Source organism: Bacillus sp. FSL R10-2201 (assembly GCF_038008665.1).
Classification (GTDB): Bacteria; Bacillota; Bacilli; order Bacillales; family Bacillaceae_G; genus Bacillus_A; species Bacillus_A mycoides.
Genome location: NZ_JBBOZP010000001.1, coordinates 5,125,103 through 5,148,686 on the forward strand (window position 1 = coordinate 5,125,103; position 23,584 = coordinate 5,148,686).

Consider the following 23,584-nt stretch of genomic DNA (forward strand, 5'->3'; position numbering starts at 1 on the left):
TGCTATAATAGAGATTGTCATTTTAAAAATAAGGGGTTAGTTATATGAGCAATTCCCGTTCGATTTTATCTCAGCCAAAGTGGCGTATTGTAGATCAGTCTAGTTTAGGACCAACTTTCCATGCACTTCAGTCATTCGCAATGGATGACACGTTATGCACAAGTATTGGAAATGGTCTATCCGCTGCAACAATGCGCTCTTGGGTTCATCACAATACAATTGTTCTTGGCATTCAAGATTCACGCCTACCACATTTAGAAGAAGGTATTTCCTTTTTAAAAGAAAACGACTTCAATGTTATCGTTCGTAATTCTGGTGGACTTGCTGTCGTACTTGATGAAGGTGTTTTAAACGTATCACTTTTATTCCAAGAAACAGAAAAGGGTATCGATATCGACCTTGGATACGATACGATGTGGCATTTAATTAAGGAAATGTTAAAAGATTACGATGTTACTATCGAAGCAAAAGAAATTGTTGGTTCTTATTGTCCTGGTAGCTACGATTTGAGCATTCGCGATCAAAAATTTGCTGGTATTTCTCAGCGTCGTATTCGCGGAGGCGTTGCTGTACAAATTTACTTATGTGCGACAGGAAGCGGATCTGAGCGTGCCGCACTCGTTCGTGATTTTTACAACGTAGCAATTCAAGGCGAAGAAACAAGATTTACGTATCCTGAAATTGTACCGAGTACGATGGCTTCACTATCTGAATTACTTGGCGAAACAATTACAGTGCAAGATTTAATGATGCGCCTTTTAAAAACGTTGCAACAATTCGCGCCAAAGTTAACACCATCTCAGCTAACAGTAGATGAAGTTCCTTTATATGAGACGAATTTACAACGTATTATTGACCGTAATAATAAGGCACTTGGTTTAGAAAAATAGAAACCAAAAAGACCACCCTCATTTCAAAAGAAATAGGATGGTCTTTTTTCATATTAATTCGTTATAGAATTAAAGTGCTTGAGCTGCTGTAATTAAAGCTAACTTGTACACTTCTTCTTCGTTACATCCACGAGACAGATCATTTACAGGCATATTTAAACCTTGTAAGATTGGTCCTACTGCTTCGAAGTTACCTAAGCGTTGAGCGATTTTGTAGCCGATATTACCAGCTTCTAAGCTTGGGAATACAAATACGTTAGCATCACCTTTAATTGTAGAACCTGGAGCTTTCTTCTCAGCTACAGATGGTACGAATGCAGCATCGAATTGGAATTCTCCATCTAAAGTTAATTCAGGAGCCATTTCTTTTGCAATGCGAGTTGCTTCTACAACTTTTTCTGTTTCTGGAGATTTCGCAGAACCTTTTGTAGAGAAGCTTAACATAGCAACGCGTGGGTCAATACCGAATAGTTCAGCAGTTTTCGCACTTTCGATACCAATTTCAGCTAAATCTTGGCTGTTTGGTGCAATGTTAATTGCGCAATCAGCGAATACATACTTCTCTTCTTCACGTACCATGATGAATACGCCTGAAGTTTTTGTAACGCCTGGTTTTGTTTTAATAATTTGAAGTGCTGGACGAACTGTATCAGCTGTAGAGTGAGCTGCACCACTTACTAAACCTTGTGCTTTGCCCATGTATACAAGCATCGTACCGAAGTAGTTTTCGTCTTTAAGGATTTTGCGAGCATCTTCTTCTGTTGCTTTACCTTTACGGCGTTCAACGAAAGATGCTACCATTGCATCCATTTCTTCGTATGTAGCTGGGTCATAAATATCAACGCCTGCTAATGTTAAGTTCATGCTAGCTGCTTTTGCGCTAATTTCTTCTTTATTACCAACTAAGATTGGTTTTACTAACTCTTCTTTTGCTAAACGCTCTGCAGCGCCTAAAATTCTTTCATCAGTTCCTTCAGGAAGTACGATAGAAATGCCTTTTCCTTGAACTTTTTCTTTTACTGTTGTAAATAAGTTGCTCACGAATAAACCCTCCTACATATGTTAAAAAACTCTATCTTTAAGAATACTGCTTTTCCTCTATATTTTAAACTTATAGCTCCCAAAAAATAGATAAAATGAAAATGATTATATTTTCATAAAATTCAGCATAGAAATAAAGCCCCTTTAAGCCTTATCTCCTCCTATTTTCAAGTAAATTTAAATGTGACAATTTTATGCGCTGAAACTTTATGTAGATGTTTTTAATCCTATATATGCTATAGTTAACGTGTAAAATATCATTAACTGAGGTGAATAGAATGAGTGAAGCAACAACAACGTTAGATGGCTGGTATTGTTTACATGATTTACGTTCTATTGATTGGGCAGCATGGAAAACATTATCTAGTGACGAACGCGGACAAGCAGTGTCTGAATTTTTAAATGTCGTTGAAAAATGGAACGAAGTAGCTACTGCAAAAAAAGGCAGTCATGCAATGTATACAGTTGTTGGTCAAAAAGCAGATATTATGCTTATGATCTTACGTCCAACAATGGAAGAGTTAAATGAAATCGAAACAGAATTAAATAAAACAACATTAGCTGAATATTTAGTTCCTGCATATTCTTACGTATCTGTTGTTGAACTAAGCAACTACCTTCCAGCTGATGAAGATCCATACCAAAACCCACAAATCTTAGCTCGCTTATATCCTGAGTTACCAAAAGCAAATCATATTTGCTTCTATCCAATGGACAAGCGTCGCCAAGGTGATGACAACTGGTACATGCTTCCTATGGAAGAACGTAAAAAAATGATGTACAGTCACAGTAAAATCGGTCGCCAATACGCAGGGAAAGTACGCCAAGTAATTTCAGGATCAGTCGGATTCGATGATTTCGAGTGGGGCGTAACATTATTCGCTGACGATGTTCTTCAATTTAAGAAGCTTATATATGAAATGCGCTTCGATGAAGTAAGTGCCCGTTACGGTGAATTCGGTACATTCTTCGTTGGGAACATTTTACCAGACGAAAAAGTAGAGAAATTTTTACACATATAATAATGAAAAAGGAACGAATTTCGTTCCTTTTTTTATTATCCTCTATATTTACCCACAAAAAACTTCTTTTCTCTGCAAATTTGAACAAAAATCGACAAATTCTTTTCAATTTCCTTACAAAATTGTAACCTTTCTATATCCAAATTTATGCTAAAATGGTACGAGCTATATGCTAATAACGATGCGAAGGTGATAATGTATATGAAGAAAATCTTGTCTATTTTACTAGCGTCTCTTTTGTTAATTTCTTCCTTAGGAGTAACAACATCCCATGCAGAAGAAAAAATACATATAGAGGCAGCTGCTGCACTGCTATTTGATGCGGATACAGGAAAAATACTGCATGAACAAAATCCAGATGAATTACTAGCTATCGCTAGTATGTCAAAATTAATTGTTATTTATGCCGTATTAGAAGCAATTAAAGAAGGAAAAATCACTTGGGATACGAAAGTAACTATTTCTGATTACGCTTATGAAGTTTCACGTAATAATGAATTCTCTAACGTGCCGTTCGAAAAAGGACGTCAATATACTGTAAGAGAATTATACCATTCTATCGTTATCTTCTCTGCAAATGGATCTAGTATTGCTTTAGCAGAATTACTTGCAGGAAGTGAAAAGAACTTCTTAAATCTCGCAAATGAACATGCGAAAAAACTAGGGTTAAAGAAATATAAATTTGTAAACGCTACTGGGTTAAATAACGCTGATTTAAAAGGAAAACATCCTGAAGGAACTGATCCGAATGGAGAAAACTCCATGTCAGCTCGCGATATGGGTATTCTCTCAAAAACAATTATTACAAAGTATCCAGAAATGCTAGAGGATACAAAACAAAGATTTAGAAACTTCCCAGATAATCATCCAAAACCAATTCGTATGGAAAATTGGAACTGGATGTTACCAGGTGCTGCTTTCTCTTATGAAGGAGCAGATGGTTTAAAAACAGGAAGTTCCGATACAGCTGGGTATGGCTTCACTATTACAGCAACACGTGGTGATTTACGCCTCATTTCAGTTATTATTAAAACAAAATCAATGGATGAGCGTTTCACAGAATCTCGTGCATTAATTGAATATGGATTTAATAACTTCGAAAAACAGAAATTAAAAATAGATAAAAATAACAAAATTTCTGTAGTAAAAGGAAAAGAAGACTACGTAACAGTTGCACCAGAAAAAGAAGTGACAGTAGTTACTGCAAAAGGTAGCAAATCCCCTTACAAAATTTCTACTGAAGCAGATAAATCACTTGCTGAAGATGAGCATTTAGTTGCTCCTATTAAGAAAGATGCAAAGGTAGGTTCAATCGTCTTAGAACCATCTGATAAATATGGTTTCTTAGACGGAAATAAAAGTATAAAAGTTATTGCAAAAACGACTGAAGAAGTAGAAAAAGCAAATTGGTTCGTATTAACAATGCGTTCAATTGGCGATTTCTTCTCAAATTTATGGTCTAAAGTATTTTAATGATGAAAAGCTAGCTCACGCTAGCTTTTTTTATTTTCCCCTCTAGATGTAAAACTTCGTTTGGTTGTCATATCTGCGTCCTTTTTCTCATACGTATGAACTAGTAATTGTTCCACACTTCATCTAGAAAAAACCTCTTTCCGAAGGGTATTCCAAAAAGAGAGGTGACACATAATGGGTGTTATCGCGCATACAGAAGAAGATGTAAAGTTATTAGCTAGACTCATGCGTGCCGAAGCTGAAGGAGAAGGACAACAAGGCATGTTAATGGTTGGAAATGTCGGCGTAAATCGTGTCCGCGGAGATTGCTTAGACTTTAAAAAAGTCCGAAATTTACGTCAGATGGTTTATCAAAATCCTGGTGGTTTTGAAGCAACTCAAAAAGGGTATTTTTATCAACGAGCGAGAGAACAAGATATCGCCTTAGCCCGCCGGACAATTCAGGGACAACGTTTTTGGCCCGCCAACTTTTCCTTATGGTTCTTTAGGCCTGAAGGTCCTTGCCCGCCAACTTGGTATAACCAACAAAATTCAGGACGTTTTAAAAAGCACTGCTTCTTCCAACCATCTGGTGAAGATTGTCCTGGCGTATATTAAGGAATGAAAATGAGGAGGGATTTTTGAATGGCACAGCAACAAAACCCATACTATGGAACAGGTTTTTATCAACCATCCGGAACTTATGTGCAACCACAACAAATGACCCCACAGCAACAGCAGCAACAGCAACAACAGCAAGCGATGCAACAACAAGCTGCTCAGGCTCAACTTGCAGTTTCTCAAGGTATGTTACCACTAGAGCAATCGTATATTGAAAACATCCTTCGTTTAAATAAGGGTAAGCCAGCTACAGTTGTAATGACTTATGAACGCGGTAGTTCGCTTGGTACACAATCTTATACAGGGATCATCGAGGCAGCTGGCCGTGATCATATCGTAATTAGTGAGCCGAAATCTGGAAAACGCTTTTTACTACTAATGATTTATTTAGATTATGTAGAATTCCCAGGAGAAATTACGTATTTACCTGGTCAACAAGCAACTTATGCTCCAAGACCATAAAAAAAAGCTGGCGAATGCCAGCTTTTGTTTTTTATAACCCTTTTACAACTGCAGTTCCGACTAAAATCCACGCCACAATAAACGCTACACCACCAAGGGGTGTAATTGGGCCAAAGAATTTAATACCTGTTGTACTTAATGCATAAAGACTGCCTGAGAACATAATAATCCCAGCTACCATAAGCCAACCTGCAGTGTTTAAAAGTGATGATTGCATTTTGTCCATTAATAGAGCAATTACGAATAAGCCACCTGCATGAAACATTTGATATGTAACGCCCGTCTTCCACACTTCTAACATTTTTGCAGAAATTTTATTTTCTAAACCATGTGCTCCAAAAGCCCCTAATGCAACAGATAGCCCCGCTGCAATACAACCTAGTAAAAAGAAAATTTTCATCTTAATTCCCCTTTTTATTTTTATCATAAGCAATTTTCACATATAATCCAAACGATTTAATCCCTAAAAATCAAATAAAGAATTACCATTTGCACCTTCTTCTTTTATATACACAGGTTCTCCAGAAACTGGCATAACCGGTTGAACTGTTGTTATAGGCTGAGATCCGATTATTTGTGATTGAACTTGTGGTTCTCTATACGTAGAAGGCTCAACTTGTTCATCTAATAATAAATCACATAGTGCACGCACAACTAATAAATGCTCTTTTGATTTTTGTCCTTCACTACTTTTTGCCTTTGCAATTTCACTCGCCATTTTATTTAAAACCTTATCGCTAGATACTTGCATTCCTTGTCACCTCTTACTTTGTAGTTCTTTCTCAAATTGCCTCAGTTTCTCCACTGAACCAAATACTATTATCATATCATGTTCTTGCAGTTTTTCCTGCCCCGTTGGATTATGGATAATATACCCATCTCTTAAAATCGCTAAAATTGTTACACCAAATTGATTTCTCACATTACTCTCTAATAACGATTTACTAGCTAAGTTAGAACCTTTACCAACTTGAATTTCTTCAATTACAAATGATTGCTCTATTCCATACAATACTGTATCAATATAATGCACTGTTAACGGATTCGCAATATCCAACCGTTAATACAGTAATCATCGTCATCCAAAATGCTTGAAACAGGCTAATCTCTTCAATTGTCATAAATCATAGCATTCCTAGAATTACAACAAAAGTCATACATATAATCGCTATCCATAATTGCTTCCGTACATTCATATTATGTTTCAACTCTTTTCTCTATCTACAATCTTTGCCAGAGGAAATGAAATACGTATATACTAGAAAACGGAATCTATGAAAGAGGTTGATATAATGAAGCTATTTCTTTCTGCCTTACAATGGGCACTATTTATTTTAGCTGGAAGTCTTATTGTACCAATTAGTGTCGCAACTAGTTACGGCCTTGATGGCGCTGAAGCTATCGCGTTTGTACAAAGAACATTATTTGTTCTCGGTTTTGCCGGTCTCTTGCAAGCTATATTTGGTCATAAACTTCCTATCCAAGAAGGTCCTGCAGGCCTTTGGTGGGGAATTTTCTCCTTGTATGCAAGTTTAGGCGTCGTATTATTTGGATCAAGCAATGAAACACTTAAGGTCCTTCAGTACGCTTTCCTATTAAGTGGCATCATTTGTATTATTCTTAGTGTTTTTGGACTTATTGATAAACTAGTTCGTTACTTTACACCGACAGTAATTGGAACGTATTTATTCCTTTTGGTCGCACAACTTAGTGGCTCCTTCTTAAAAGGCATGTTTGGCCTTGATGGACAACATACAGAAGTACAGCCAAAGGTATTTATTCTTTCACTCATTGTTATTTTACTATCTTTTTTCATTATGAAGCTACCTATTATTGGACAATATTCCGTTCTTTTCAGTATCGTCTGCGGCTGGATATTATTTGCGTGCTTCGGATTATCTAATCCAGTAACACCTGTGACAGATATAATTCGTCTTCCATCTCTGTTTGTTTTCGGAATGCCTCGCATTGAATGGAACATGGCAATTACGGTAGTTTTCGTCACACTACTACTTCTAACAAATATGTTAGCAAGTATTCGCGTTGTACAAAAGGTTGTTTCTAAGTATGAAGAAGATGCTGCGGAGAATCGCTTCAAACAAGCTGGCATTATAACAGGAATAAATCAATTGCTAGGCGGTCTATTTTCAGCCATTGGTCCTGTTGCCATTTCTGGATCCGCAGGATTTATTGCAACGACAAATATTTATAAGCGCCTTCCATTTATGTTAGGGTCAAGCTTTATCATTCTTGTTAGTATATTCCCAAAGATTACTTCATTCTTTGCAGCCATCCCCGTTGCAGTTGGGTATGCTGCGATTTATCCTGTATTTGCAAGCATGATTGGTCTCGCTTTCCGCGAATATGACACTGTACAAAATAAAGAACAATTATTTAAAGTAGCGGGTCTTTCAATCTTTACAGGAGTCGGCGTTATGTTCGTTCCAGCTGGAGCGTTTTCTACGCTACCACCATTTTTAGCATCATTTTTAAGTAACGGTCTTGTTCTTGGATCTGTAATGGCTATCTTGCTGGAAATATTATTTTCTCGTTCGCACGAAAAACAACCATCGTAAATTGGAAAACTTCCATTATTGCACTCTATCTTTAGAGTTGTTACGATAATGATAAATTATCATGGGCAACACGCTCATGATAATTTATACTAACAATGCAGAACTTCTCCTAGTTTCATGCAAAGAAGTTCGATGTCTTACTATATATTCCCCACTATCTTCATAAAAATTTATTTCTATTTCAACAAAGAAAGGAATTTTCTATATGACTTATAAAATGATTGTTTTAGATTTAGATGATACTTTATTACGCGACGACCATACAATTTCACCTCGTACGAAAGAGGCTTTAATGACAGCACAAGAGCAAGGAGTTAAAGTTGTACTTGCTTCTGGGCGCCCAACGTTTGGTATGCGCAATGTTGCAAAAGAACTTCGTTTAGAGGAATACGGTAGCTTCATTCTATCTTTTAACGGCGCAAAAATTATTAATTGTAAAACAAATGAAGAAATCTTCAGTAGTACGCTATCTCCTGAAATCGTTCACAACCTATTTGAAATTAGTAAAACTGAAGACGTATGGATTCATACTTATATTGGCGATGATATCGTAACGGAAGAAAATAATCCGTATACTGAAATTGAGGGCGACATTACTGGTATGCCAATCGTTGTAGTAGATGATTTTAAAGCCGCTGTAACAGAGCCTGTAGTAAAAGTATTAATGAACAAAGAAGCTGAACGTCTTGTTGAAGTAGAAAAGAAACTACAAAAACAACTAGAAGGCCAATTAAGCGTTATGCGTTCTAAACCATTCTTCTTAGAATTTACTGAACATGGTGTTACAAAAGGAACAAGCCTAAACCAACTAATCCAAAAACTTGGTATTAAACGCGAAGAAGTTATCGCAATGGGCGATAGCTATAACGATCAAGCGATGATTGAATTTGCTGGTCTTGGCGTTGCGATGGGCAATGCACCCGATGATATTAAAGAAATCGCAAACTATGTGACAGATACAAATATGAACGATGGTGTTGCTAAAGTTGTAGAGAAATTTGTACTAAAAAGCGAAGCGCTTGTTTAATATTTTCATTCATAAAACCTATTTGAAGTCAAATACTTCAAATAGGTTTTTATTTAAATTGCAATGCTTTTGTGACTATATTTTGAACTTTGCACTATTCTCGTAGTGTAAACTTTCTTTTTGTATATAATTAAACAAAATAGACTATTTCATTTTGAAAAAGAATACAAATTTACTATATAAAAGCATACATTAAAGGAGGCTACTTCATGTTATCTACACCAATCGGAAGATTAAGAGCAATCGGCTTAATTGAGGGGATTTCTTTCCTATTACTATTATTTGTAGCAATGCCATTAAAATATTTTGCAGGGTTTGCAACAGCTGTTAAAATTACAGGCATGGCTCATGGCGTTTTATTTATTCTATTCATCTTTGCGGTAATTCAAGTAACAATCGTACACCGTAAATCAATTTTATGGGCACTTGGGGCATTCGTTTCATCAGTTATCCCATTTGGTACTTTTGTACTAGATGCAAAACTAAAGAACGAACAACAATAATAAAAAGGTAGTTAACAACTGTTAACTACCTTTTCTATTTATAAATTTGGAATTTCCCAATCAATTTCTCTTTCGCCCATATTAACTAAAATCGTATTTACTTTAGAGTACGGCTTACTTCCAAAGAAACCTCGTCTTGCTGATAATGGACTTGGATGTACGGACTCGATAATATAATGATTCGTATTCGTAATTAACTTTTTCTTCGCCTGTGCATGACGTCCCCATAATATGAAAATAACTGGTTTTTTACGATCATTTAATAACTCGATTACGCGATCTGTGAAATGTTCCCATCCTTTTCCTTTATGAGAATTTGCTTCACCTTGACGAACCGTTAACACAGTATTTAATAATAAAACTCCTTGCTCCGCCCACGTTACTAAATAACCGTTATTCGGAATTTCATAACCATATTCATCTCGAAGTTCTTTATACATATTTAGCAATGATGGCGGCGTTTTAATATCAGGTTGTACCGAAAAGCTTAAACCATGCGCTTGATTCGGTCCATGATATGGGTCTTGTCCTAAAATAACGACCTTTGTATTTTCATAACTTGTATACTCTAGAGCGTTAAAAATATCTTCTACCTTTGGATAAATCACATGCTCCTCATACTCTTCTTTTAAAAAGTTAGCTAAATTTTGATAGTATTCTTTCTCAAATTCTGGCCCCAGTAATGGTCCCCAATCATTCTGCAAAATGTTTTCCATGCCTTCACTTCCTATCCAATTAATTCACCATATCCTGCCTTGTAAATACTACAAACGAAATGGTAAGAGATACTACTGCCCAAACCGTTAAATTTATTAAAGAAAATCCCATTGATAATCCTTGTAATGCAGGCAGTTTTCCTGATAAATAATCCGTTAGCGATAAGTTGACACTAAAAATGTATTTCGCACCTTCCCAAGACGTTGCGAATGAACTTAAAATGCCGCCTGCAATTAACGCAGCTAACATAACGCCCATACCAGCTGGTGTATTACGAATTAAAACAGAGACCATAAATGATATAGTTCCAACAACGATAGCAACAAACCAAGCTAGTCCGTACGCCATTAAAATGTATTGCCACTGCGGAATAAGGTGGACAAAGTTCGTATTTAACGTTTCCTTATCAATGACGAATCCTGTTAACACAGGTAAATTCCATCCAGAGTATCCAAATACAAGCCCTGATAATGCGTAAGCAAACAAACCGACAAGAAGCAATATGAGCGAAATGAAAAATAACATCGTCACATATTTACTAAGGAGTATTTTCCAGCGCCGAATTGGCCTCGTCAGAAGCATTTTCATCGTACCATCGCTTCGTTCTCCTGAAACAATATCAATGGCGACAATCATAACGAGCAATGGAATAAATAACGTTATTCCTTGTTCAATAAACGCCCTCACAAATGTCGGTGCTCCTGGCGCAGTCGGATTAATATTATGATCTAAATAATATTGTTGTTGTTCCACTCTTACTTTTAACCAATCCCGCCATTCTTCTGGCAATCTAGAATTGTTCAAGCGGTTTTGTGAATCAACAATTTGTTGCTGTAATGATACTTTCCAATCGGTCGTACCAAGCCTTTTTTGCGTCGTTTCTATTTCACGATACTGAGCATACACAAAAAGTGGAATCAAGATTGCTAAAATAAGCATGACAACAACAATTCGTTTCTTACGATAAATCTTTTCTGATTCATTTAAAACTAGATTCGCAAATTCACGCATGTTGCTCACCCCTTGTGAGTTCAATAAATAAATCTTCTAGCGTAAATACAAGCTCTTTGACGCTATGTACATCTATCCCGTTTTCTACAAAATGCTTATTCCAAACATTAATAGACGCGACATCCATACGACATAATAAACGCTCATCTTCTACACTAACTTCCTCTATCTCTTCAGCAGCGTCTAACATGTCTTTCGCTTTGGAAATCGGTGTAACGACCCATTCCACACGATCACTCGCTGTTTTGATCAACTCTTCAATAGGTGCAACTGTTATCATTTTTCCTTTATGAATAATAGCAACACGGTCGCATATCAGTTGCACTTCACTTAGCAAGTGACTCGAAATAAATACACTCATATTTTCTTCTTTTACAAGCTTATGTATAAATTCCCTAAGTTCTCTAATCCCAGCTGGATCTAAACCATTCGTCGGTTCATCTAATATGAGCAATTTCGGGTTTCCAAGCAGCGCCTGTGCAATTCCAAGACGCTGCTTCATACCAAGGGAATATGTTTTTACCTTATCGTGAATACGCTCATCTAAATGAACCATTTTTGCAATTTCAATAATACGTTCATCTGATATATCACCAAGCATGCGCGCAAATTGCTTTAAGTTTTCCCATCCCGTTAAATATGTATAAAGCTCTGGGTTTTCAACTATACTTCCAATTTGACGCATCGCTTCTCTGAAATTTTCCTTAATAGAATAACCACCGATAGAAATAGTACCTTCTGTCGCTTTAATCAGTCCGACTAACATTCGAATTGTTGTCGTTTTCCCGGCTCCGTTCGGTCCTAAAAACCCAAACACTTCTCCTTGTTTTACATCAAATGAAATGTCCTCTACAAGCGTCTTCTTTCCAATTACCTTCTTCAAGTCTCGTACAGAAAGTATCGTCGTCATTTTATCCCTCCTTGCTCTAGTTTTAATTTACTTACGACGTTTTGGACTAATCGCTCTGCCATATATGTGTAGCCTACTTCATTCGGATGAAAATGATCGGAGTATAATAAATCTTTCCCATGATTTTGGAATAAATCAAATGTCGGTGTAATATATACATTTTTATCATTTAATGCTAACTTCTCTAAAGAAGCATTCCAATCAACAACAATATTTGATGAACCTCTTAAATCTTCTACATCCTCAAAAGGATTGTATAAACCTAGCCAAAAAATAGGACTATCTGTGTTTAATTTACGAATTTCTTCTATAATTTTCTTCGCTTCATTTTGAAACGTTTCCGTATCAGGACGATACGTCTCTAAATCTATCTTTCCGAGCGATTCCCATCCTGGGAACAAATCATTTCCTCCAATTGTTAAAACAATTACATCTGCTTGCTTAATTGAATATTGAGCTCCGCTGCTTTCGATTTGTTTTAATAAATCGGGCATTTTCGCACCACTAACTGCCAAATTGCTTAGTGCAACTTTTTGTTTATAATCTTTTTGTAAATTCTCTTTCATTCGTCCAATATAGCCAATTCCTTCTTTATCACCAACGCCGCGCGTTAACGAATCACCTAAACTAACTACTTGTAACGTTCCTGTTTTCTTTTTCTCTTTTTCCAATACGTCAGTCTTCGTAATTAATTTTGAAGCTTTCGGATTTAATACATCATTTACACCCGAAACAAAACCGTATGCAAATAAACAGAAAGACGCAATTGTAATGAGTAGAATTACTTTTACTAATTTTGATCTCATATCAAAACCCCTTTTAGCCCCTATAGATTGTCCATAATTATACCAAACGAATTTTCGAAAAGCGATTTTCACACCTTCTCTATTATGTCGTTTCCCTATCTACCAAACCTGGTAATAACTCTACATGTTTCACATCTATTTCCTCATCATTAATCTTTTCATATAATAATTCAAATGCCTTTACACCAACATTTTTACTAGAATGCGAAATCGTCGTAATACCTAATATATTTGCCACCTCTTGATCATCACATCCGATAATCGTAATATCCTCTGGGATACGAATTCCTTGTTTTTTCGCCTCCGTTACCATTCCTGCAGCAATATGATTGCAAGATACAAGAAAAGCCGTCGGTTTTACAGACATACGAGCCCATTCCCTGACTACATTGCGCCCATCTTCCACCGTAAAACAGCCCTTAAACTTCCAGGCATCTAACGGTGTTACAACAATCTGTTGAAGTGAATCTTCATACGCCTTTTTTCGCCTCTGGCTATTAATACTATTACTTCTTCCAATGCAATATCCGATACGTGTATGACCAGCATCTATTAAGCTTTTCATCCCGCGCAAAAATACTTTGTAGTAATCAATATGTACACTCGAAATGAATTTTGAATCTATTTCTTCACACATCACAATTGGACCAAACTTCGTATACTCTTCAAGTTTTTCCTTACTATTTGTCCGTGAACATATAATTACTCCATCAAGCTTTTTCATTTTTAACATATGTAAAATTTCAAGCTCTTTTTCCTCGCTATAATTTGTCTGGCAAAGCATCATATTATAATTGTTCTTTGCGGTTTCCTTTGATATCCCCCCAATAATGGCACTGTAATATTGATCATTTACGTGCGGCAATAACACGCCAATTACATTCGTTTTTCCTTTCACTAAATGAATCGCATTCACATTTTGCGTATAATTTAATTCTTCAATAATCGCTAAAATCTCTTTTCGTTTCTGTTCATTCACATACGGATGATTATTGAGTACACGTGAAACAGTTGAAACAGATACACCAGCAAGTTCAGCAATCTTTCTTATATTAGTCATCTCATTCTCCCCTTCCCCTCAAAAATTCTCGCTTGACCTGGTAAGCTTTCCACAGTATATGCTTTCTTAGCAAATACATTTTGAAAGGATATACAACTATGCTTCGATTCAAACTAGAATATATATTTTTCATTGGCGGTTTACTCATTCTCGCCATCGGTATTAATATGATGACGACAATTACTTCCTTTGGACTTAGCCCTTATGATTCCTTCTTTATTGCACTATATCAAAATTTTGGGATAAGTATTGGTTTTTGGATTTTCATGATTAACTTTGTTTTTACCCTGATCGTACTCTTTTGGGACAAAAAACAAATTACAATCGGCACAATTGTCACAATGATTCTTATTTCTCTTTTTGTTGATTGGGTTGGTTCTATTACGACTATTATGGACATTATCCGCTCTCTTCCAAAATATATAACACTTGTTTGCGGAAATCTATTCGTCGGAGCCGGAATTGGTCTTTACGTCTCTACTAACCTTTGCGCAGCACCTCAAGAGGCTTTCGTTTTAACTGTTGCTGAGAAAAAGAAATGGACATTTAGAAGAACAGAAATTTCATTAGCTTTTTTATTTTTAACATTAAGCTTCTTATTAGATGGGCCAATCTATTTTGGAACAATTATCTTATCCTTTACAACAGGTTGGATTATTCAAGCTTTTATTCAAGTTGGTACGCAAATTTTAAATAGAAAAAAACCTATTAAGCAAGCCGCTTAATAGGTTTTTTCGTTTTATTAGAAGAGATACTACTTAGCATCTCCTTCAATTCGATAATTTGCTTTCACACAATCTATTTCTTCATACGATTGCAATGTATGTAGAATGTACTCATAATCCGCAAGAGAAGCACGATGCGTTACGATTACGATTTCTGCTTTCCCTTTCTCTTCAAGTGGCATTTGAATAATCTTTTCAAAACTAACACCGCGCTCAGAGAACAATGATGTGATTTTTGCAAACACACCAATTTCGTCTTTCACATGAAGTCTTAAAAACTTTTTCACAACAATTTCATCTGGCTCTTTTAGTACCTTTTGATATTGCGGGACTACCGCACTATTTCCGTTTACACCAAGCCTAATATTTTGCATTACAGCAACTAGGTCAGAAACAACAGCTGTCGCTGTCGGTAAACTTCCTGCTCCCGGTCCATAAAACATCGTTTCTCCTACCGCTTCACCATACACATAGACAGCATTATATTCATTTTGCACTGCCGCAAGAGGGTGTGCATTTGGAAGTAAAGTTGGCTCAACTGTAACCTCTAATTTCTCGCCATCTCGCTTTGCAAGACCAATTAATTTAATTGTATAGCCTAAGCTCTTACTATATTCAATATCTTCTGCTGTAATAGAAGTAATTCCTTTTACCTTCACATCTCCAAGCTCTACATTTGTAGAGAAACCGAGGGTAGCCAAAATCGTCATTTTTCTTGCTGCATCTAAACCTTCTACGTCTGATGTTGGATCTGCTTCTGCAAATCCAAGCTGCTGAGCTTCTTTTAACACGTCGTTATATGCTCTCCCTTCGTCTGACATTTTCGTCAAAATAAAATTTGTCGTTCCATTTACAATTCCCATTACTTTCGTAATAAGATCTGAGGAAAGTCCTTCTACGATGCTTCGTAAAATTGGAATCCCTCCAGCTACACTCGCTTCGTAAAATAAATCAGCCTTATTATCTTTTGCTACCGCTAAGAGTTCCGCTCCGTGTAACGCCATTAAATCTTTATTTGCAGTCACAACGTGCTTCCCGCTTTTTAAAGCTTGTAAAATATATGCTTTTGCATCATCAATGCCGCCCATTACTTCAATGACAACATCAATATTAGGATTATCTAAAATTTCATTCACATCTTGTGTTAATAGAGTAGAAGGCACGTCTACTTCTCTCTCTTTCTCAATGTTTTGCACCAATACTTTCGTTACTTTCACTGGACAACCTACTTGGTGTATAAGTCGTTCTTGATGATCTGTAATAATACGAACTACACCACTACCAACTGTCCCAAGACCTAATAACCCCACTTGAATGTCTTTCATAATACTGTCCACCCCTCAAAAATTGTGTTTAGATGCCATTATATAGACAAAAAATCTGAAAAACAATGTATTTTGAATATTAAGAAAAATAAAGGTTAATCTTTACAAATAAAACGCTACCACGTGTTATACAATCATTATTTACAATATATAAGGGGTTTCTTGATACACATAATAATTCAGCCAATTAGAGAATAATAAATTCCCATGACTCCTCCACCTAACAAGTGGCTTCTCATCTGGATTATTATGTTTAAAATAATTTTTTGGCACATCAATATTTAACCCTCTTTGGCAGTCCCGTTCGTATTCTTGCTTTAACGTATCACAACTGTATTCACTATGTCCGAGTGCGAAAACTTGCCTTCCCTCTTGCCCAATAGCAAGATGAACACCTGCTTCTTCAGAATTGGCTAATAACGTTAATTCTTTCACCTTTTCAATATCACTCTCTCTTACTTCTGTATGACGAGAATGCGGAGCAAAAAACACTTCATCAAACCCTTGTAACAATTTCACATGTTGCTCGCGAACCTCATGTTCAAATACACCAAACATTTTTTCCGCAAGAGGATACTTCGGCACACCATAGTGATAATACAAACCTGCTTGTGCCCCCCAGCAAATATGAAGCGTAGATGTTACATTCGTTTTTGAATACTCCATAATACGTCCAAGCTCTTCCCAATAATCTACCTCTTCAAAAGAAAGAGTTTCAACTGGTGCTCCTGTAATAATGAGTCCATCAAATTTTTCATCCTCAATATCACGAAATGTTTTATAGAAGCTCGTTAAATGGTCCTGCGCTACATTGCGAGACAGATGCGATTCCATATGAAGTAAATGCACATCTAATTGCAACGGCGTATTTCCAATTAAACGAAGTAATTGCGCCTCTGTTTCTTGCTTTGTGGGCATTAAATTTAATATAGCAATTTTCAAAGCACGTATATCTTGTGTTACTGCTCGCTCCTTCGTCATTACAAAAATATTTTCCTTCTGCAATACTTTGCGAGCTGGTAAATCTTTATCAATTATGATCGGCATGTTGTTTACCTCCGACTAGCGCCGCTTCTAAATCTGCAATAATATCAGAAACATCTTCTATACCGACCGATAAACGGATTAAATCAGATGTAACGCCAGCTAAACGCTGATTTTCTGCGCTTAATTGTCTGTGCGTCGTACTAGCAGGATGTATTACACAAGTTCTTGCATCAGCTACATGCGTTACAAGAGTTGCAAGCTTTACATTTGCGATAAATTCTTTTGCTGCTTCTAATCCGCCCTTAATACCAAATGTTAAAACTCCACTAGCACCTTTTTTCAAATACTTTTGTGCTAACGAGTAATTTTCATTACTATCTAATCCTGGATAATTCACCCATTCAATGCGATCATGATTAGCAAGCCACTTAGCAACTTCGAGAGCATTTTCACTATGACGCTCCATTCGTAAATGCAATGTTTCCAGGCCAATGTTGCTAATATATGCATTGAATGGGCTCATACAGTTTCCGTAGTCTCTTAATAACTGAACGCGTGCTTTCACAATATACGCTGCTGCTCCAAAATTTTGAACATAGCTTACGCCATGATAACTCGGGTCAGGTTCGACAAGCTCAGGGTATTTTCCATTTGTCCAATCGAAGTTCCCTCCATCTATTACAATCCCGCCTAGAGAACTTGCATGGCCATCAATATATTTCGTTGTAGAATGGACAATGATATTTGCCCCATGTTCAAACGCCTGGCATAAATAAGGCGTCGCTAATGTATTATCAACGATAAAAGGTACTTCTAATTCTTTTGCTGCTGCTGAAAGTTCTTTGAAATTCAAAACGTTCATTGCTGGATTTCCTAACGACTCTGCATAAACGAGTTTTGTCTTATCATTAGCAAGTGCCGCAATTTCATCTGCCGTTAAATTAGGATTAAAGAACGTAACATCTATGCCCAGCTTTCGCAAACTCACTCCAAATAAATTAAACGTTCCTCCGTAAACAGTTGAAGAACAAAGCAAATGGTCTCCACTACTGCAAATATTTAAAACCGCAAGCATAATGGCTGCCTGCCCAGAAGCTGTTGCAACAGCCCCTACACCGCCTTCTAAATCTGATAACTTCTGCTCAAATGCAGCTAGAGTAGGATTTCCAATACGCGTATATATATATCCTTCTGCCTCTAAATTAAATAGTGCCGCTAAATCATCTGACGTATCGTATTTATACGTTGTACTTTGATAAAGTGGCAAAACACGCGGTTCACCATTTTTTGGCGTATAGCCACCTTGCACACAAATCGTTCCTTTCCCCCATGACTCTCCCATCTCTCATTCTCCTTTCTTTTCTCCCGCTATTTGCGGGTAGTAAGACTCCCACCTCCAAATTCGGCAAATGCGAGGAAGTTAGGCGGGAGATAACTGCCCGATTGATGAAGGCTAATAATTAGCGGGGGAGGGGCAAAACCCCCACTGATTAAAGTTTCACTTTATCCAAAATAAAAAACTGCCCCTTCCCTGAAAACAAGAAAGGAGCAGTTTGAAAACACGCTCTAAGGCTCTTTCTTATCTCTCAGGATTATTACCTGCAGGATTTGGCACAATTCCGTTATACGGCTGTTGCCAAGGTTTCATCGGGCCTGTCCCTCCACCTTTTCTTGATAAGACTATGCAATTACCGTTGATTTTATAGCAATAATTTCCTGATGTCAAATAGTTTTTCTGAATGTTCTAAATTAAATGCAAGGAATTTAATACAAACAATAAAAGAAATATATTCCATATTCATTTGAAAAAGACCTTTTAAAAACTCCAATCCATATATAGAATTAAATAGGTGGTTTAACCGCGTTGGTTTCAAATTTTCATGAGATCCCAATATATTGAATAAGCCACCCTCTCAAAAAGATACTATATATATTCAATTCATTTCACACTAGCATATTTAATCTTTTCTACATGAAAACTTACATAACGGAGGTAGAACATGAAAAATAAAAAAGACATGCACCATATACTCGTCCTATATGGCATTCTTTTAGGCTCTATAGTAGGAGTCACGGTCTGGTCATTTTTAGTCACAATAAATATCGGAATTCACTTTATTTGGGGATACTTACCTACTCTTTTCTCTTCTCCCCCTTATTACACCATTTGTGTAACAATCATCGGTGGTATCCTCGTTGGTTTAACACAAAAATACTTCGGTACATATCCACGTCTTATGCCGGAAGTGATGGCTGAATATAAAAAAACAGGTAGAATTGAATACCGTTTTGTACATAAAGCTACTTTAACTGCGATTATCGTTTTAATATTTGGAGCTAGTTTAGGACCAGAAGCTGCACTTGTTGGAATTATCGGTGGACTTTGTACATGGGTAGGAGATCGCTTTAAATTTGCTTTAAAGGGAATGAATGAACTAACAGAGGTTGGAATTGGTGCCACTTTAAGTGTTATTTTTAATGCACCATTATTCGGTTATTTAGCTCCCAATGAAAATGAGGATAAGCAAATTAATGAATTTTCGAAAGGAAAAAAAGCAATCGTATATTTAGCTACCACTTTTGCTGGTTTTTCCGTTTATTTATTGCTTAGTAAACTCGATAATCGTGGATCCTTTATTGTTGATTTTGGGGAAGGGTCTCTTGCTCTTAATGAATGGATCGCCTTTCTACCACTTGCTAGCATTGGTGCTATAGTTGGTTTCTTTTACTTCAAATTAGAATTCACATTAGAGAAATTAATCCACCCCTTCAGGGAATACAAGGTATCACTTGGAATTATAGGCGGTATTTTATTAGGGGTTACAGGAACTTTTCTCCCGTACACGTTATTTTCAGGGGAACATCAATTAAAAGATTTAGTCGTTGAATGGAGCCATTTATCCTTTTGGGTACTACTTCTTTCAGGAGTTTTAAAATTATGTATTACTGCCGTTTGTTTAAATACGGGTTGGCGCGGCGGACATATTTTCCCAATTATATTTGCTGGATCAAGTATCGGATATGCTATAGCTTCTATTATCCCTATAGATCCAATAGCTTCTGTAGCCATCGTCACGACAGCTATTTCAAGCTATGCATTAAGAAAACCAATAGCTATAACATTACTATTACTCATGTTTTTCCCGCTCAATTTATTATTACCGATGCTCGGGGCAGCAGCGATTGGGAATGCATTTCCGCTTCCTAAACATAACGAAACTACAAATTAATATAAAAAAACAGCATTAACATTTAAATGTTAATGCTGTTTTTTCGAGTGACGATTATATTTTTAATTAAAATTTACTTGCTACTTTAGCCGCTTCTTCAAGACCTGCTGCAATGATCTCTTCTGCTTGATCTGGGAATTGGTTATGTCCTTCAATAACTACCGTTTCCATATTTGTTGCGCCGAAGAAGCCCATCATGCTCGCTACATATTTTACAGCCATTTCCATTTCAGCTGCTGGTCCTTCAGAATATACGCCGCCGCGTGCATTTAATAACGCAATCTTCTTATCTCCAATAAGCCCAACTGGACCTTCTGGTGTATATTTAAACGTTTTACCAGCACGGTTTAAATAATCAATATACGTGTGTAATACGGCTGGAATCGTTAAGTTCCATAATGGGAAACCGAAAACTACTTTATCAGCTTCTAGAAATTGATTTAAATACTTATCAGCAACTGCTACCACTTTTGCTTCTTCTTCTGTTAAATCAAATCCTCTACCTGCTTTGAATGTACCATTAATCATATCTACGCCTACATATGGTAATTCTTCTTTATATAAATCAAGTTCTACCACTGTATCATTTGGATGTGCTTCTTTATAGTTTGCTAAAAATGCCTCGTATAATTTCACACTAACTGCTTGTTCCGCTGGGCGGTTGTTTGCTTTTACAAATAAAACTGTTGCCATTGTTTTTCCTCCTACTACTCACTCTTATGTTGTTATATATCACTTACGAAAAAGGGTACTCCCTTATAATTATTGTTGCTTACAAATACATTTTATCTTTATATCAAGACAATTACGTCCTCACATAGACGTATTTTTCCATAAAAAAAGTCCACCTTCTAAAGGCGAACTAGGTCTTACGACTTTTGTCTTATACAATTCCATTTTTCACTGCATATAATGCTGCTTGTGTGCGATCGGATAAATGTAACTTACTCAAAATACTACTCATATGAGCTTTTACCGTTTTTTCTGTAATAACTAAAACAGAAGCAATTTCTTTATTACTCATCCCTTTCGCCAATAACTGCAATACTTCATTTTCTCTCGCTGTTAATACATCCACTTGAACGGAAGGTTCTTCTTCTTTCTCTTCCTGTGGTAATGTTTGAGAAAGAAGGGCATTTGCTATATCTGGATGTAATTGAATATTACCTTTATACGCGCTTCGAATAGCTTCAACAAGCTGATCTGGTTCGATATCTTTTAAAATATAACCGCTCGCCCCAGCTTTTAGTGCCGGCAATACATGAGCTTGATCAGAAAAACTAGTCAATACAATTACTTTCACGTTTGGATATTCTTTTTTAATACAAGCTGTTGCCTCAATTCCATCCATCTCAGGCATATATAAATCCATTAATACGACATCTGGACTCGTTTCGCCTACTTTCACTAGCGCCTCTTTCCCATTATTTGCTTCACCAACTAATTCAAAATCTTCCTGTGTGCTTAGAAAAAATGCTAATCCTTTTAAAACAACTGTATGATCATCAACTAACAATACTTTTATTTTCACAAACTTCCCTCATTTTCACATCATAATGGTACGTTTACTTTTATACTCGTTCGTTTCTTACTACTTACAATTTTAATTGTTCCACCAACTAATTCTACTCTTTCACGCATCGTAGTCATACCGAGTGATTTCTTCTCTTTTATATCCTTTTCTACAAACCCATTTCCTTGATCGACTATTTCTAATGATACATTTTTCTCCGTCACTTTGAAATAAATCGTCGCTTCTCTTACATTCGCATGCTTACTTACGTTATTTAAAGCTTCTTGTCCAATTCGCCATAGCGCTTCTTCTACTACACGCGGCAAATCACGTACACCTGTAACTTGTTCCCGAATTTTCAATCCTAAACTTTCACCATACTGCTTTAAAGCTGGTAATAACCCTTTCTCTAATCCAGCCGGACGGAGCTGCCAAATTAATGTCCTCATTTCTTTTAAGGCACCTTGTGCTAATTCACGCATCTCATACAAAGACTGATCTACCTTTTCATTTTGACCCTTTAAGACAGCTTCAGCGCCTTTCGTCATAAACGTTAATGAAAACAACTTTTGTGAAACAGAATCATGTAAATCTCTAGCTAAACGATTACGCTCTTCCATTCGTACAAGTTCGCGGCGTTTTTCATTTAATCTTAAGTTCTCTATCATTAATGAAATATGATTTGCTAACGCTTGTACTACATCTATCGTATTTATATCAAATTCTCCATTATTAGAACTTACACTTAATACTCCAAATATATGATCTTGAATATGTATCGGAATAGCGATAACTGTCCTATTGGGATGCTCTATATTACCAACCTGACGCTTCGACAAGACAGATTCTTCTTTTTCCAACGCTTCCTGTGCTACTGCCCTCAAATCATCTTGTAGTTCACCTTTCTTATAAGAAGCTCTCACAGCTAGTTCATTTTCTTCTCTAATAAAGAATACAACTTGCTCCCATAGAAATAAGCTCCCTATTTGCATTACAATCTCTTCTGGTAATGCATTAAATTTATGAATTGTCCTTAAAGCTTGAATAAAGCGTTCTAACTTTACATAATAATGAGCTCTTCTCTTTTCATTTTCATACAGTTTTGTACGCTTTAATGCCGTTCCAATTTGAAAGGCAACTGATTGTAATAGTACTAATTCTTCTTCCGAAAAATGCGTTTTACCTGGGCTAGCTACATTTAACACGCCAAATTCATCTTCTCCCGCTTTTAGCGGTACTGTCGCATGATGTACAATCCCTTCTGTATCTCCCCAGTTGTATTCAATCGCATTATTAATTCTCTTACATTCAATAATATTAACTGCTCGCTCTAGTTTTCCTTCCACAAAGCGGTGTAAGCACCAGCAATTCCCCTCACACATCGGTCGTTTATTTTCGAATTTCAATCCCTCTGGTAATTGGTAATCAATTAATTTTGTATATCTACCATTTTCATCCGCAAGGAAAATCCACCCTGTCGTTAAACCAGTTACATTCAACAGCTTTTCCAGCACAGCTTGAAGTACGTGATATGTATCATTTGAGGTATTCAACGTTTCTGCAATCTCTTTTAATATAACTAATTCATTTGTACGATTCTCTTGAAACATAATTCGTCTCCTACATACAAGATTTTAAATAGTACTTAACATAAATCATCTACTTTTCACTTTGTACTTATTCGTAACATTGATATAATGGTGAAA

Annotated in this window: 25 protein-coding genes, 1 pseudogene and 1 riboswitch; of the genes and pseudogenes, 10 read left to right on the forward strand and 16 right to left on the reverse strand. The window is 36.4% G+C overall.

Going from position 1 to position 23,584, the window contains the following annotated elements:
* Nucleotides 1–44: 44 nt before the first annotated feature.
* Nucleotides 45–890 carry a lipoate--protein ligase family protein gene (locus NSQ69_RS26585; RefSeq protein ID WP_078203733.1) on the forward strand — a complete coding sequence of 282 codons (846 nt, stop codon included), beginning with the start codon at nucleotides 45–47 and terminating at the stop codon, nucleotides 888–890.
* 69 nt (nucleotides 891–959) lie between these two features.
* Here NSQ69_RS26585 and pta read toward each other — a convergent pair whose 3' ends face one another.
* Nucleotides 960–1,931 (reverse strand): phosphate acetyltransferase, encoded by a 972-nt coding sequence (gene pta, locus NSQ69_RS26590; RefSeq protein WP_000067219.1) that lies wholly within the window; start codon nucleotides 1,929–1,931, stop codon nucleotides 960–962.
* Between the two features lie 278 nt (nucleotides 1,932–2,209).
* Between pta and hemQ the strand changes: the two genes are divergently transcribed.
* From hemQ to gerQ, 4 genes are all read left to right on the forward strand, one after another.
* Nucleotides 2,210–2,953: a hydrogen peroxide-dependent heme synthase gene (hemQ, locus tag NSQ69_RS26595; RefSeq protein ID WP_001287592.1), complete on the forward strand. Its 744-nt coding sequence runs from the start codon at nucleotides 2,210–2,212 to the stop codon at nucleotides 2,951–2,953.
* A gap of 195 nt (nucleotides 2,954–3,148) precedes the next feature.
* The gene (locus tag NSQ69_RS26600) at nucleotides 3,149–4,426 is read left to right on the forward strand and encodes a serine hydrolase (RefSeq protein ID WP_078203732.1); all 1,278 of its coding nucleotides are present in this window, start codon (nucleotides 3,149–3,151) and stop codon (nucleotides 4,424–4,426) included.
* A gap of 174 nt (nucleotides 4,427–4,600) precedes the next feature.
* A complete protein-coding gene (cwlJ, locus tag NSQ69_RS26605; RefSeq protein WP_002068596.1) occupies nucleotides 4,601–5,023 on the forward strand; it encodes a cell wall hydrolase CwlJ in 423 nt (140 codons plus the stop codon).
* A 27-nt stretch (nucleotides 5,024–5,050) separates the two neighbouring features.
* Nucleotides 5,051–5,488: a spore coat protein GerQ gene (gene gerQ / locus NSQ69_RS26610; RefSeq protein ID WP_002068595.1), complete on the forward strand. Its 438-nt coding sequence runs from the start codon at nucleotides 5,051–5,053 to the stop codon at nucleotides 5,486–5,488.
* A 31-nt stretch (nucleotides 5,489–5,519) separates the two neighbouring features.
* Here the strand turns inward: gerQ and NSQ69_RS26615 are convergent, their stop codons facing one another.
* The 4 genes and pseudogenes from NSQ69_RS26615 to NSQ69_RS27815 all read right to left on the reverse strand — a co-directional run bounded on the left by NSQ69_RS26615 (nucleotide 5,520) and on the right by NSQ69_RS27815 (nucleotide 6,609).
* Complete coding sequence (locus NSQ69_RS26615; RefSeq protein ID WP_002130112.1) at nucleotides 5,520–5,888, reverse strand: DUF423 domain-containing protein; 369 nt, start codon at nucleotides 5,886–5,888, stop codon at nucleotides 5,520–5,522.
* A 63-nt stretch (nucleotides 5,889–5,951) separates the two neighbouring features.
* On the reverse strand, nucleotides 5,952–6,239 hold the full coding sequence (locus NSQ69_RS26620; RefSeq protein WP_001198367.1) for a YwdI family protein: 288 nt from the start codon (nucleotides 6,237–6,239) through the stop codon (nucleotides 5,952–5,954).
* A gap of 6 nt (nucleotides 6,240–6,245) precedes the next feature.
* Nucleotides 6,246–6,539, reverse strand: a pseudogene (locus tag NSQ69_RS26625) (cation:proton antiporter regulatory subunit); the annotation flags it as partial.
* Nucleotides 6,508–6,609: an ion channel gene (locus NSQ69_RS27815; protein ID WP_002130114.1), complete on the reverse strand. Its 102-nt coding sequence runs from the start codon at nucleotides 6,607–6,609 to the stop codon at nucleotides 6,508–6,510. The gene NSQ69_RS27815 and the pseudogene NSQ69_RS26625, both read right to left, overlap by 32 nt.
* Nucleotides 6,610–6,780: 171 nt before the next feature.
* Here NSQ69_RS27815 and NSQ69_RS26630 point away from each other — a divergent pair, with 171 nt between their 5' ends.
* The 3 genes from NSQ69_RS26630 (at nucleotide 6,781) to NSQ69_RS26640 (ending at nucleotide 9,594) form a co-directional block, all read left to right on the forward strand.
* Entirely contained in the window at nucleotides 6,781–8,064 is a 1,284-nt protein-coding gene (locus tag NSQ69_RS26630; RefSeq protein WP_002167308.1) for a purine/pyrimidine permease, read from the forward strand.
* 205 nt (nucleotides 8,065–8,269) lie between these two features.
* Nucleotides 8,270–9,091 (forward strand): Cof-type HAD-IIB family hydrolase, encoded by an 822-nt coding sequence (locus tag NSQ69_RS26635; RefSeq protein WP_002130116.1) that lies wholly within the window; start codon nucleotides 8,270–8,272, stop codon nucleotides 9,089–9,091.
* Nucleotides 9,092–9,300: 209 nt separating this feature from the next.
* A complete protein-coding gene (locus NSQ69_RS26640) occupies nucleotides 9,301–9,594 on the forward strand; it encodes a DUF3817 domain-containing protein (protein ID WP_000953390.1) in 294 nt (97 codons plus the stop codon).
* Nucleotides 9,595–9,632: 38 nt separating this feature from the next.
* On the opposite strand, the gene NSQ69_RS26645 is transcribed toward NSQ69_RS26640, so the two are convergent.
* Genes NSQ69_RS26645 through NSQ69_RS26665 form a run of 5 tightly spaced genes read right to left on the reverse strand, consistent with a single transcriptional unit; the run spans nucleotide 9,633 to nucleotide 14,098 of the window.
* Nucleotides 9,633–10,310, reverse strand: a complete 678-nt coding sequence (locus NSQ69_RS26645) for a uracil-DNA glycosylase (RefSeq protein WP_341099842.1) — start codon at nucleotides 10,308–10,310, stop codon at nucleotides 9,633–9,635.
* 19 nt (nucleotides 10,311–10,329) lie between these two features.
* The gene (locus NSQ69_RS26650) at nucleotides 10,330–11,322 is read right to left on the reverse strand and encodes an ABC transporter permease (protein ID WP_341099843.1); all 993 of its coding nucleotides are present in this window, start codon (nucleotides 11,320–11,322) and stop codon (nucleotides 10,330–10,332) included.
* Nucleotides 11,315–12,232, reverse strand: coding sequence for an ABC transporter ATP-binding protein (locus NSQ69_RS26655; RefSeq protein WP_002089840.1), 918 nt, complete (start codon nucleotides 12,230–12,232; stop codon nucleotides 11,315–11,317). Before NSQ69_RS26655 ends, NSQ69_RS26650 begins: the two co-directional genes overlap by 8 nt.
* Nucleotides 12,229–13,110 carry an SGNH/GDSL hydrolase family protein gene (locus NSQ69_RS26660; protein WP_078203730.1) on the reverse strand — a complete coding sequence of 294 codons (882 nt, stop codon included), beginning with the start codon at nucleotides 13,108–13,110 and terminating at the stop codon, nucleotides 12,229–12,231. Before NSQ69_RS26660 ends, NSQ69_RS26655 begins: the two co-directional genes overlap by 4 nt.
* Before the next feature lie 10 nt (nucleotides 13,111–13,120).
* Nucleotides 13,121–14,098 (reverse strand): LacI family DNA-binding transcriptional regulator, encoded by a 978-nt coding sequence (locus tag NSQ69_RS26665; protein WP_002167305.1) that lies wholly within the window; start codon nucleotides 14,096–14,098, stop codon nucleotides 13,121–13,123.
* A 98-nt stretch (nucleotides 14,099–14,196) separates the two neighbouring features.
* Between NSQ69_RS26665 and NSQ69_RS26670 the strand changes: the two genes are divergently transcribed.
* Complete coding sequence (locus tag NSQ69_RS26670; protein ID WP_002130121.1) at nucleotides 14,197–14,823, forward strand: YczE/YyaS/YitT family protein; 627 nt, start codon at nucleotides 14,197–14,199, stop codon at nucleotides 14,821–14,823.
* Between the two features lie 29 nt (nucleotides 14,824–14,852).
* Here NSQ69_RS26670 and NSQ69_RS26675 read toward each other — a convergent pair whose 3' ends face one another.
* The 3 genes from NSQ69_RS26675 to NSQ69_RS26685 all read right to left on the reverse strand — a co-directional run bounded on the left by NSQ69_RS26675 (nucleotide 14,853) and on the right by NSQ69_RS26685 (nucleotide 18,477).
* Nucleotides 14,853–16,148, reverse strand: a complete 1,296-nt coding sequence (locus tag NSQ69_RS26675; RefSeq protein ID WP_002130122.1) for a homoserine dehydrogenase — start codon at nucleotides 16,146–16,148, stop codon at nucleotides 14,853–14,855.
* Between the two features lie 141 nt (nucleotides 16,149–16,289).
* Complete coding sequence (gene metA / locus NSQ69_RS26680; RefSeq protein ID WP_002143920.1) at nucleotides 16,290–17,195, reverse strand: homoserine O-acetyltransferase MetA; 906 nt, start codon at nucleotides 17,193–17,195, stop codon at nucleotides 16,290–16,292.
* Entirely contained in the window at nucleotides 17,179–18,477 is a 1,299-nt protein-coding gene (locus tag NSQ69_RS26685; RefSeq protein WP_002068601.1) for a bifunctional O-acetylhomoserine aminocarboxypropyltransferase/cysteine synthase, read from the reverse strand. The genes metA and NSQ69_RS26685 overlap by 17 nt, the downstream gene beginning before the upstream one ends.
* Before the next feature lie 234 nt (nucleotides 18,478–18,711).
* Nucleotides 18,712–18,816, reverse strand: a riboswitch (SAM riboswitch).
* A 319-nt stretch (nucleotides 18,817–19,135) separates the two neighbouring features.
* Between NSQ69_RS26685 and NSQ69_RS26690 the strand changes: the two genes are divergently transcribed.
* The gene (locus tag NSQ69_RS26690) at nucleotides 19,136–20,365 is read left to right on the forward strand and encodes a chloride channel protein (protein WP_033731129.1); all 1,230 of its coding nucleotides are present in this window, start codon (nucleotides 19,136–19,138) and stop codon (nucleotides 20,363–20,365) included.
* Between the two features lie 66 nt (nucleotides 20,366–20,431).
* Here the strand turns inward: NSQ69_RS26690 and NSQ69_RS26695 are convergent, their stop codons facing one another.
* The 3 genes from NSQ69_RS26695 to NSQ69_RS26705 all read right to left on the reverse strand — a co-directional run bounded on the left by NSQ69_RS26695 (nucleotide 20,432) and on the right by NSQ69_RS26705 (nucleotide 23,488).
* Nucleotides 20,432–21,058 (reverse strand): FMN-dependent NADH-azoreductase, encoded by a 627-nt coding sequence (locus NSQ69_RS26695; protein ID WP_078178094.1) that lies wholly within the window; start codon nucleotides 21,056–21,058, stop codon nucleotides 20,432–20,434.
* 190 nt (nucleotides 21,059–21,248) lie between these two features.
* On the reverse strand, nucleotides 21,249–21,896 hold the full coding sequence (locus NSQ69_RS26700; RefSeq protein ID WP_002016393.1) for a response regulator: 648 nt from the start codon (nucleotides 21,894–21,896) through the stop codon (nucleotides 21,249–21,251).
* A 20-nt stretch (nucleotides 21,897–21,916) separates the two neighbouring features.
* A complete protein-coding gene (locus NSQ69_RS26705; RefSeq protein ID WP_002130130.1) occupies nucleotides 21,917–23,488 on the reverse strand; it encodes a GAF domain-containing sensor histidine kinase in 1,572 nt (523 codons plus the stop codon).
* Nucleotides 23,489–23,584: the final 96 nt, after the last annotated feature.

Excerpts from the sequence above, each read along its gene's own strand:
- NSQ69_RS26690 (WP_033731129.1), top strand. The coding sequence starts at position 19,136 with ATGAAAAATAAAAAAGACATGCACCATATACTCGTCCTATATGGCATT.
- NSQ69_RS26685 (WP_002068601.1), bottom strand. The coding sequence starts at position 18,477 with ATGGGAGAGTCATGGGGGAAAGGAACGATTTGTGTGCAAGGTGGCTAT.
- NSQ69_RS26675 (WP_002130122.1), bottom strand. The coding sequence starts at position 16,148 with ATGAAAGACATTCAAGTGGGGTTATTAGGTCTTGGGACAGTTGGTAGT.
- NSQ69_RS26670 (WP_002130121.1), top strand. The coding sequence starts at position 14,197 with ATGCTTCGATTCAAACTAGAATATATATTTTTCATTGGCGGTTTACTC.
- NSQ69_RS26635 (WP_002130116.1), top strand. The coding sequence starts at position 8,270 with ATGACTTATAAAATGATTGTTTTAGATTTAGATGATACTTTATTACGC.
- NSQ69_RS26665 (WP_002167305.1), bottom strand. The coding sequence starts at position 14,098 with ATGACTAATATAAGAAAGATTGCTGAACTTGCTGGTGTATCTGTTTCA.
- NSQ69_RS26585 (WP_078203733.1), top strand. The coding sequence starts at position 45 with ATGAGCAATTCCCGTTCGATTTTATCTCAGCCAAAGTGGCGTATTGTA.
- NSQ69_RS26600 (WP_078203732.1), top strand. The coding sequence starts at position 3,149 with ATGTATATGAAGAAAATCTTGTCTATTTTACTAGCGTCTCTTTTGTTA.
- NSQ69_RS26630 (WP_002167308.1), top strand. The coding sequence starts at position 6,781 with ATGAAGCTATTTCTTTCTGCCTTACAATGGGCACTATTTATTTTAGCT.
- NSQ69_RS26650 (WP_341099843.1), bottom strand. The coding sequence starts at position 11,322 with ATGCGTGAATTTGCGAATCTAGTTTTAAATGAATCAGAAAAGATTTAT.
- metA (WP_002143920.1), bottom strand. The coding sequence starts at position 17,195 with ATGCCGATCATAATTGATAAAGATTTACCAGCTCGCAAAGTATTGCAG.
- NSQ69_RS27815 (WP_002130114.1), bottom strand. The coding sequence starts at position 6,609 with ATGACAATTGAAGAGATTAGCCTGTTTCAAGCATTTTGGATGACGATG.
- NSQ69_RS26705 (WP_002130130.1), bottom strand. The coding sequence starts at position 23,488 with ATGTTTCAAGAGAATCGTACAAATGAATTAGTTATATTAAAAGAGATT.
- hemQ (WP_001287592.1), top strand. The coding sequence starts at position 2,210 with ATGAGTGAAGCAACAACAACGTTAGATGGCTGGTATTGTTTACATGAT.
- NSQ69_RS26615 (WP_002130112.1), bottom strand. The coding sequence starts at position 5,888 with ATGAAAATTTTCTTTTTACTAGGTTGTATTGCAGCGGGGCTATCTGTT.
- NSQ69_RS26695 (WP_078178094.1), bottom strand. The coding sequence starts at position 21,058 with ATGGCAACAGTTTTATTTGTAAAAGCAAACAACCGCCCAGCGGAACAA.
- NSQ69_RS26620 (WP_001198367.1), bottom strand. The coding sequence starts at position 6,239 with ATGCAAGTATCTAGCGATAAGGTTTTAAATAAAATGGCGAGTGAAATT.
- NSQ69_RS26640 (WP_000953390.1), top strand. The coding sequence starts at position 9,301 with ATGTTATCTACACCAATCGGAAGATTAAGAGCAATCGGCTTAATTGAG.
- NSQ69_RS26655 (WP_002089840.1), bottom strand. The coding sequence starts at position 12,232 with ATGACGACGATACTTTCTGTACGAGACTTGAAGAAGGTAATTGGAAAG.
- cwlJ (WP_002068596.1), top strand. The coding sequence starts at position 4,601 with ATGGGTGTTATCGCGCATACAGAAGAAGATGTAAAGTTATTAGCTAGA.
- gerQ (WP_002068595.1), top strand. The coding sequence starts at position 5,051 with ATGGCACAGCAACAAAACCCATACTATGGAACAGGTTTTTATCAACCA.
- NSQ69_RS26645 (WP_341099842.1), bottom strand. The coding sequence starts at position 10,310 with ATGGAAAACATTTTGCAGAATGATTGGGGACCATTACTGGGGCCAGAA.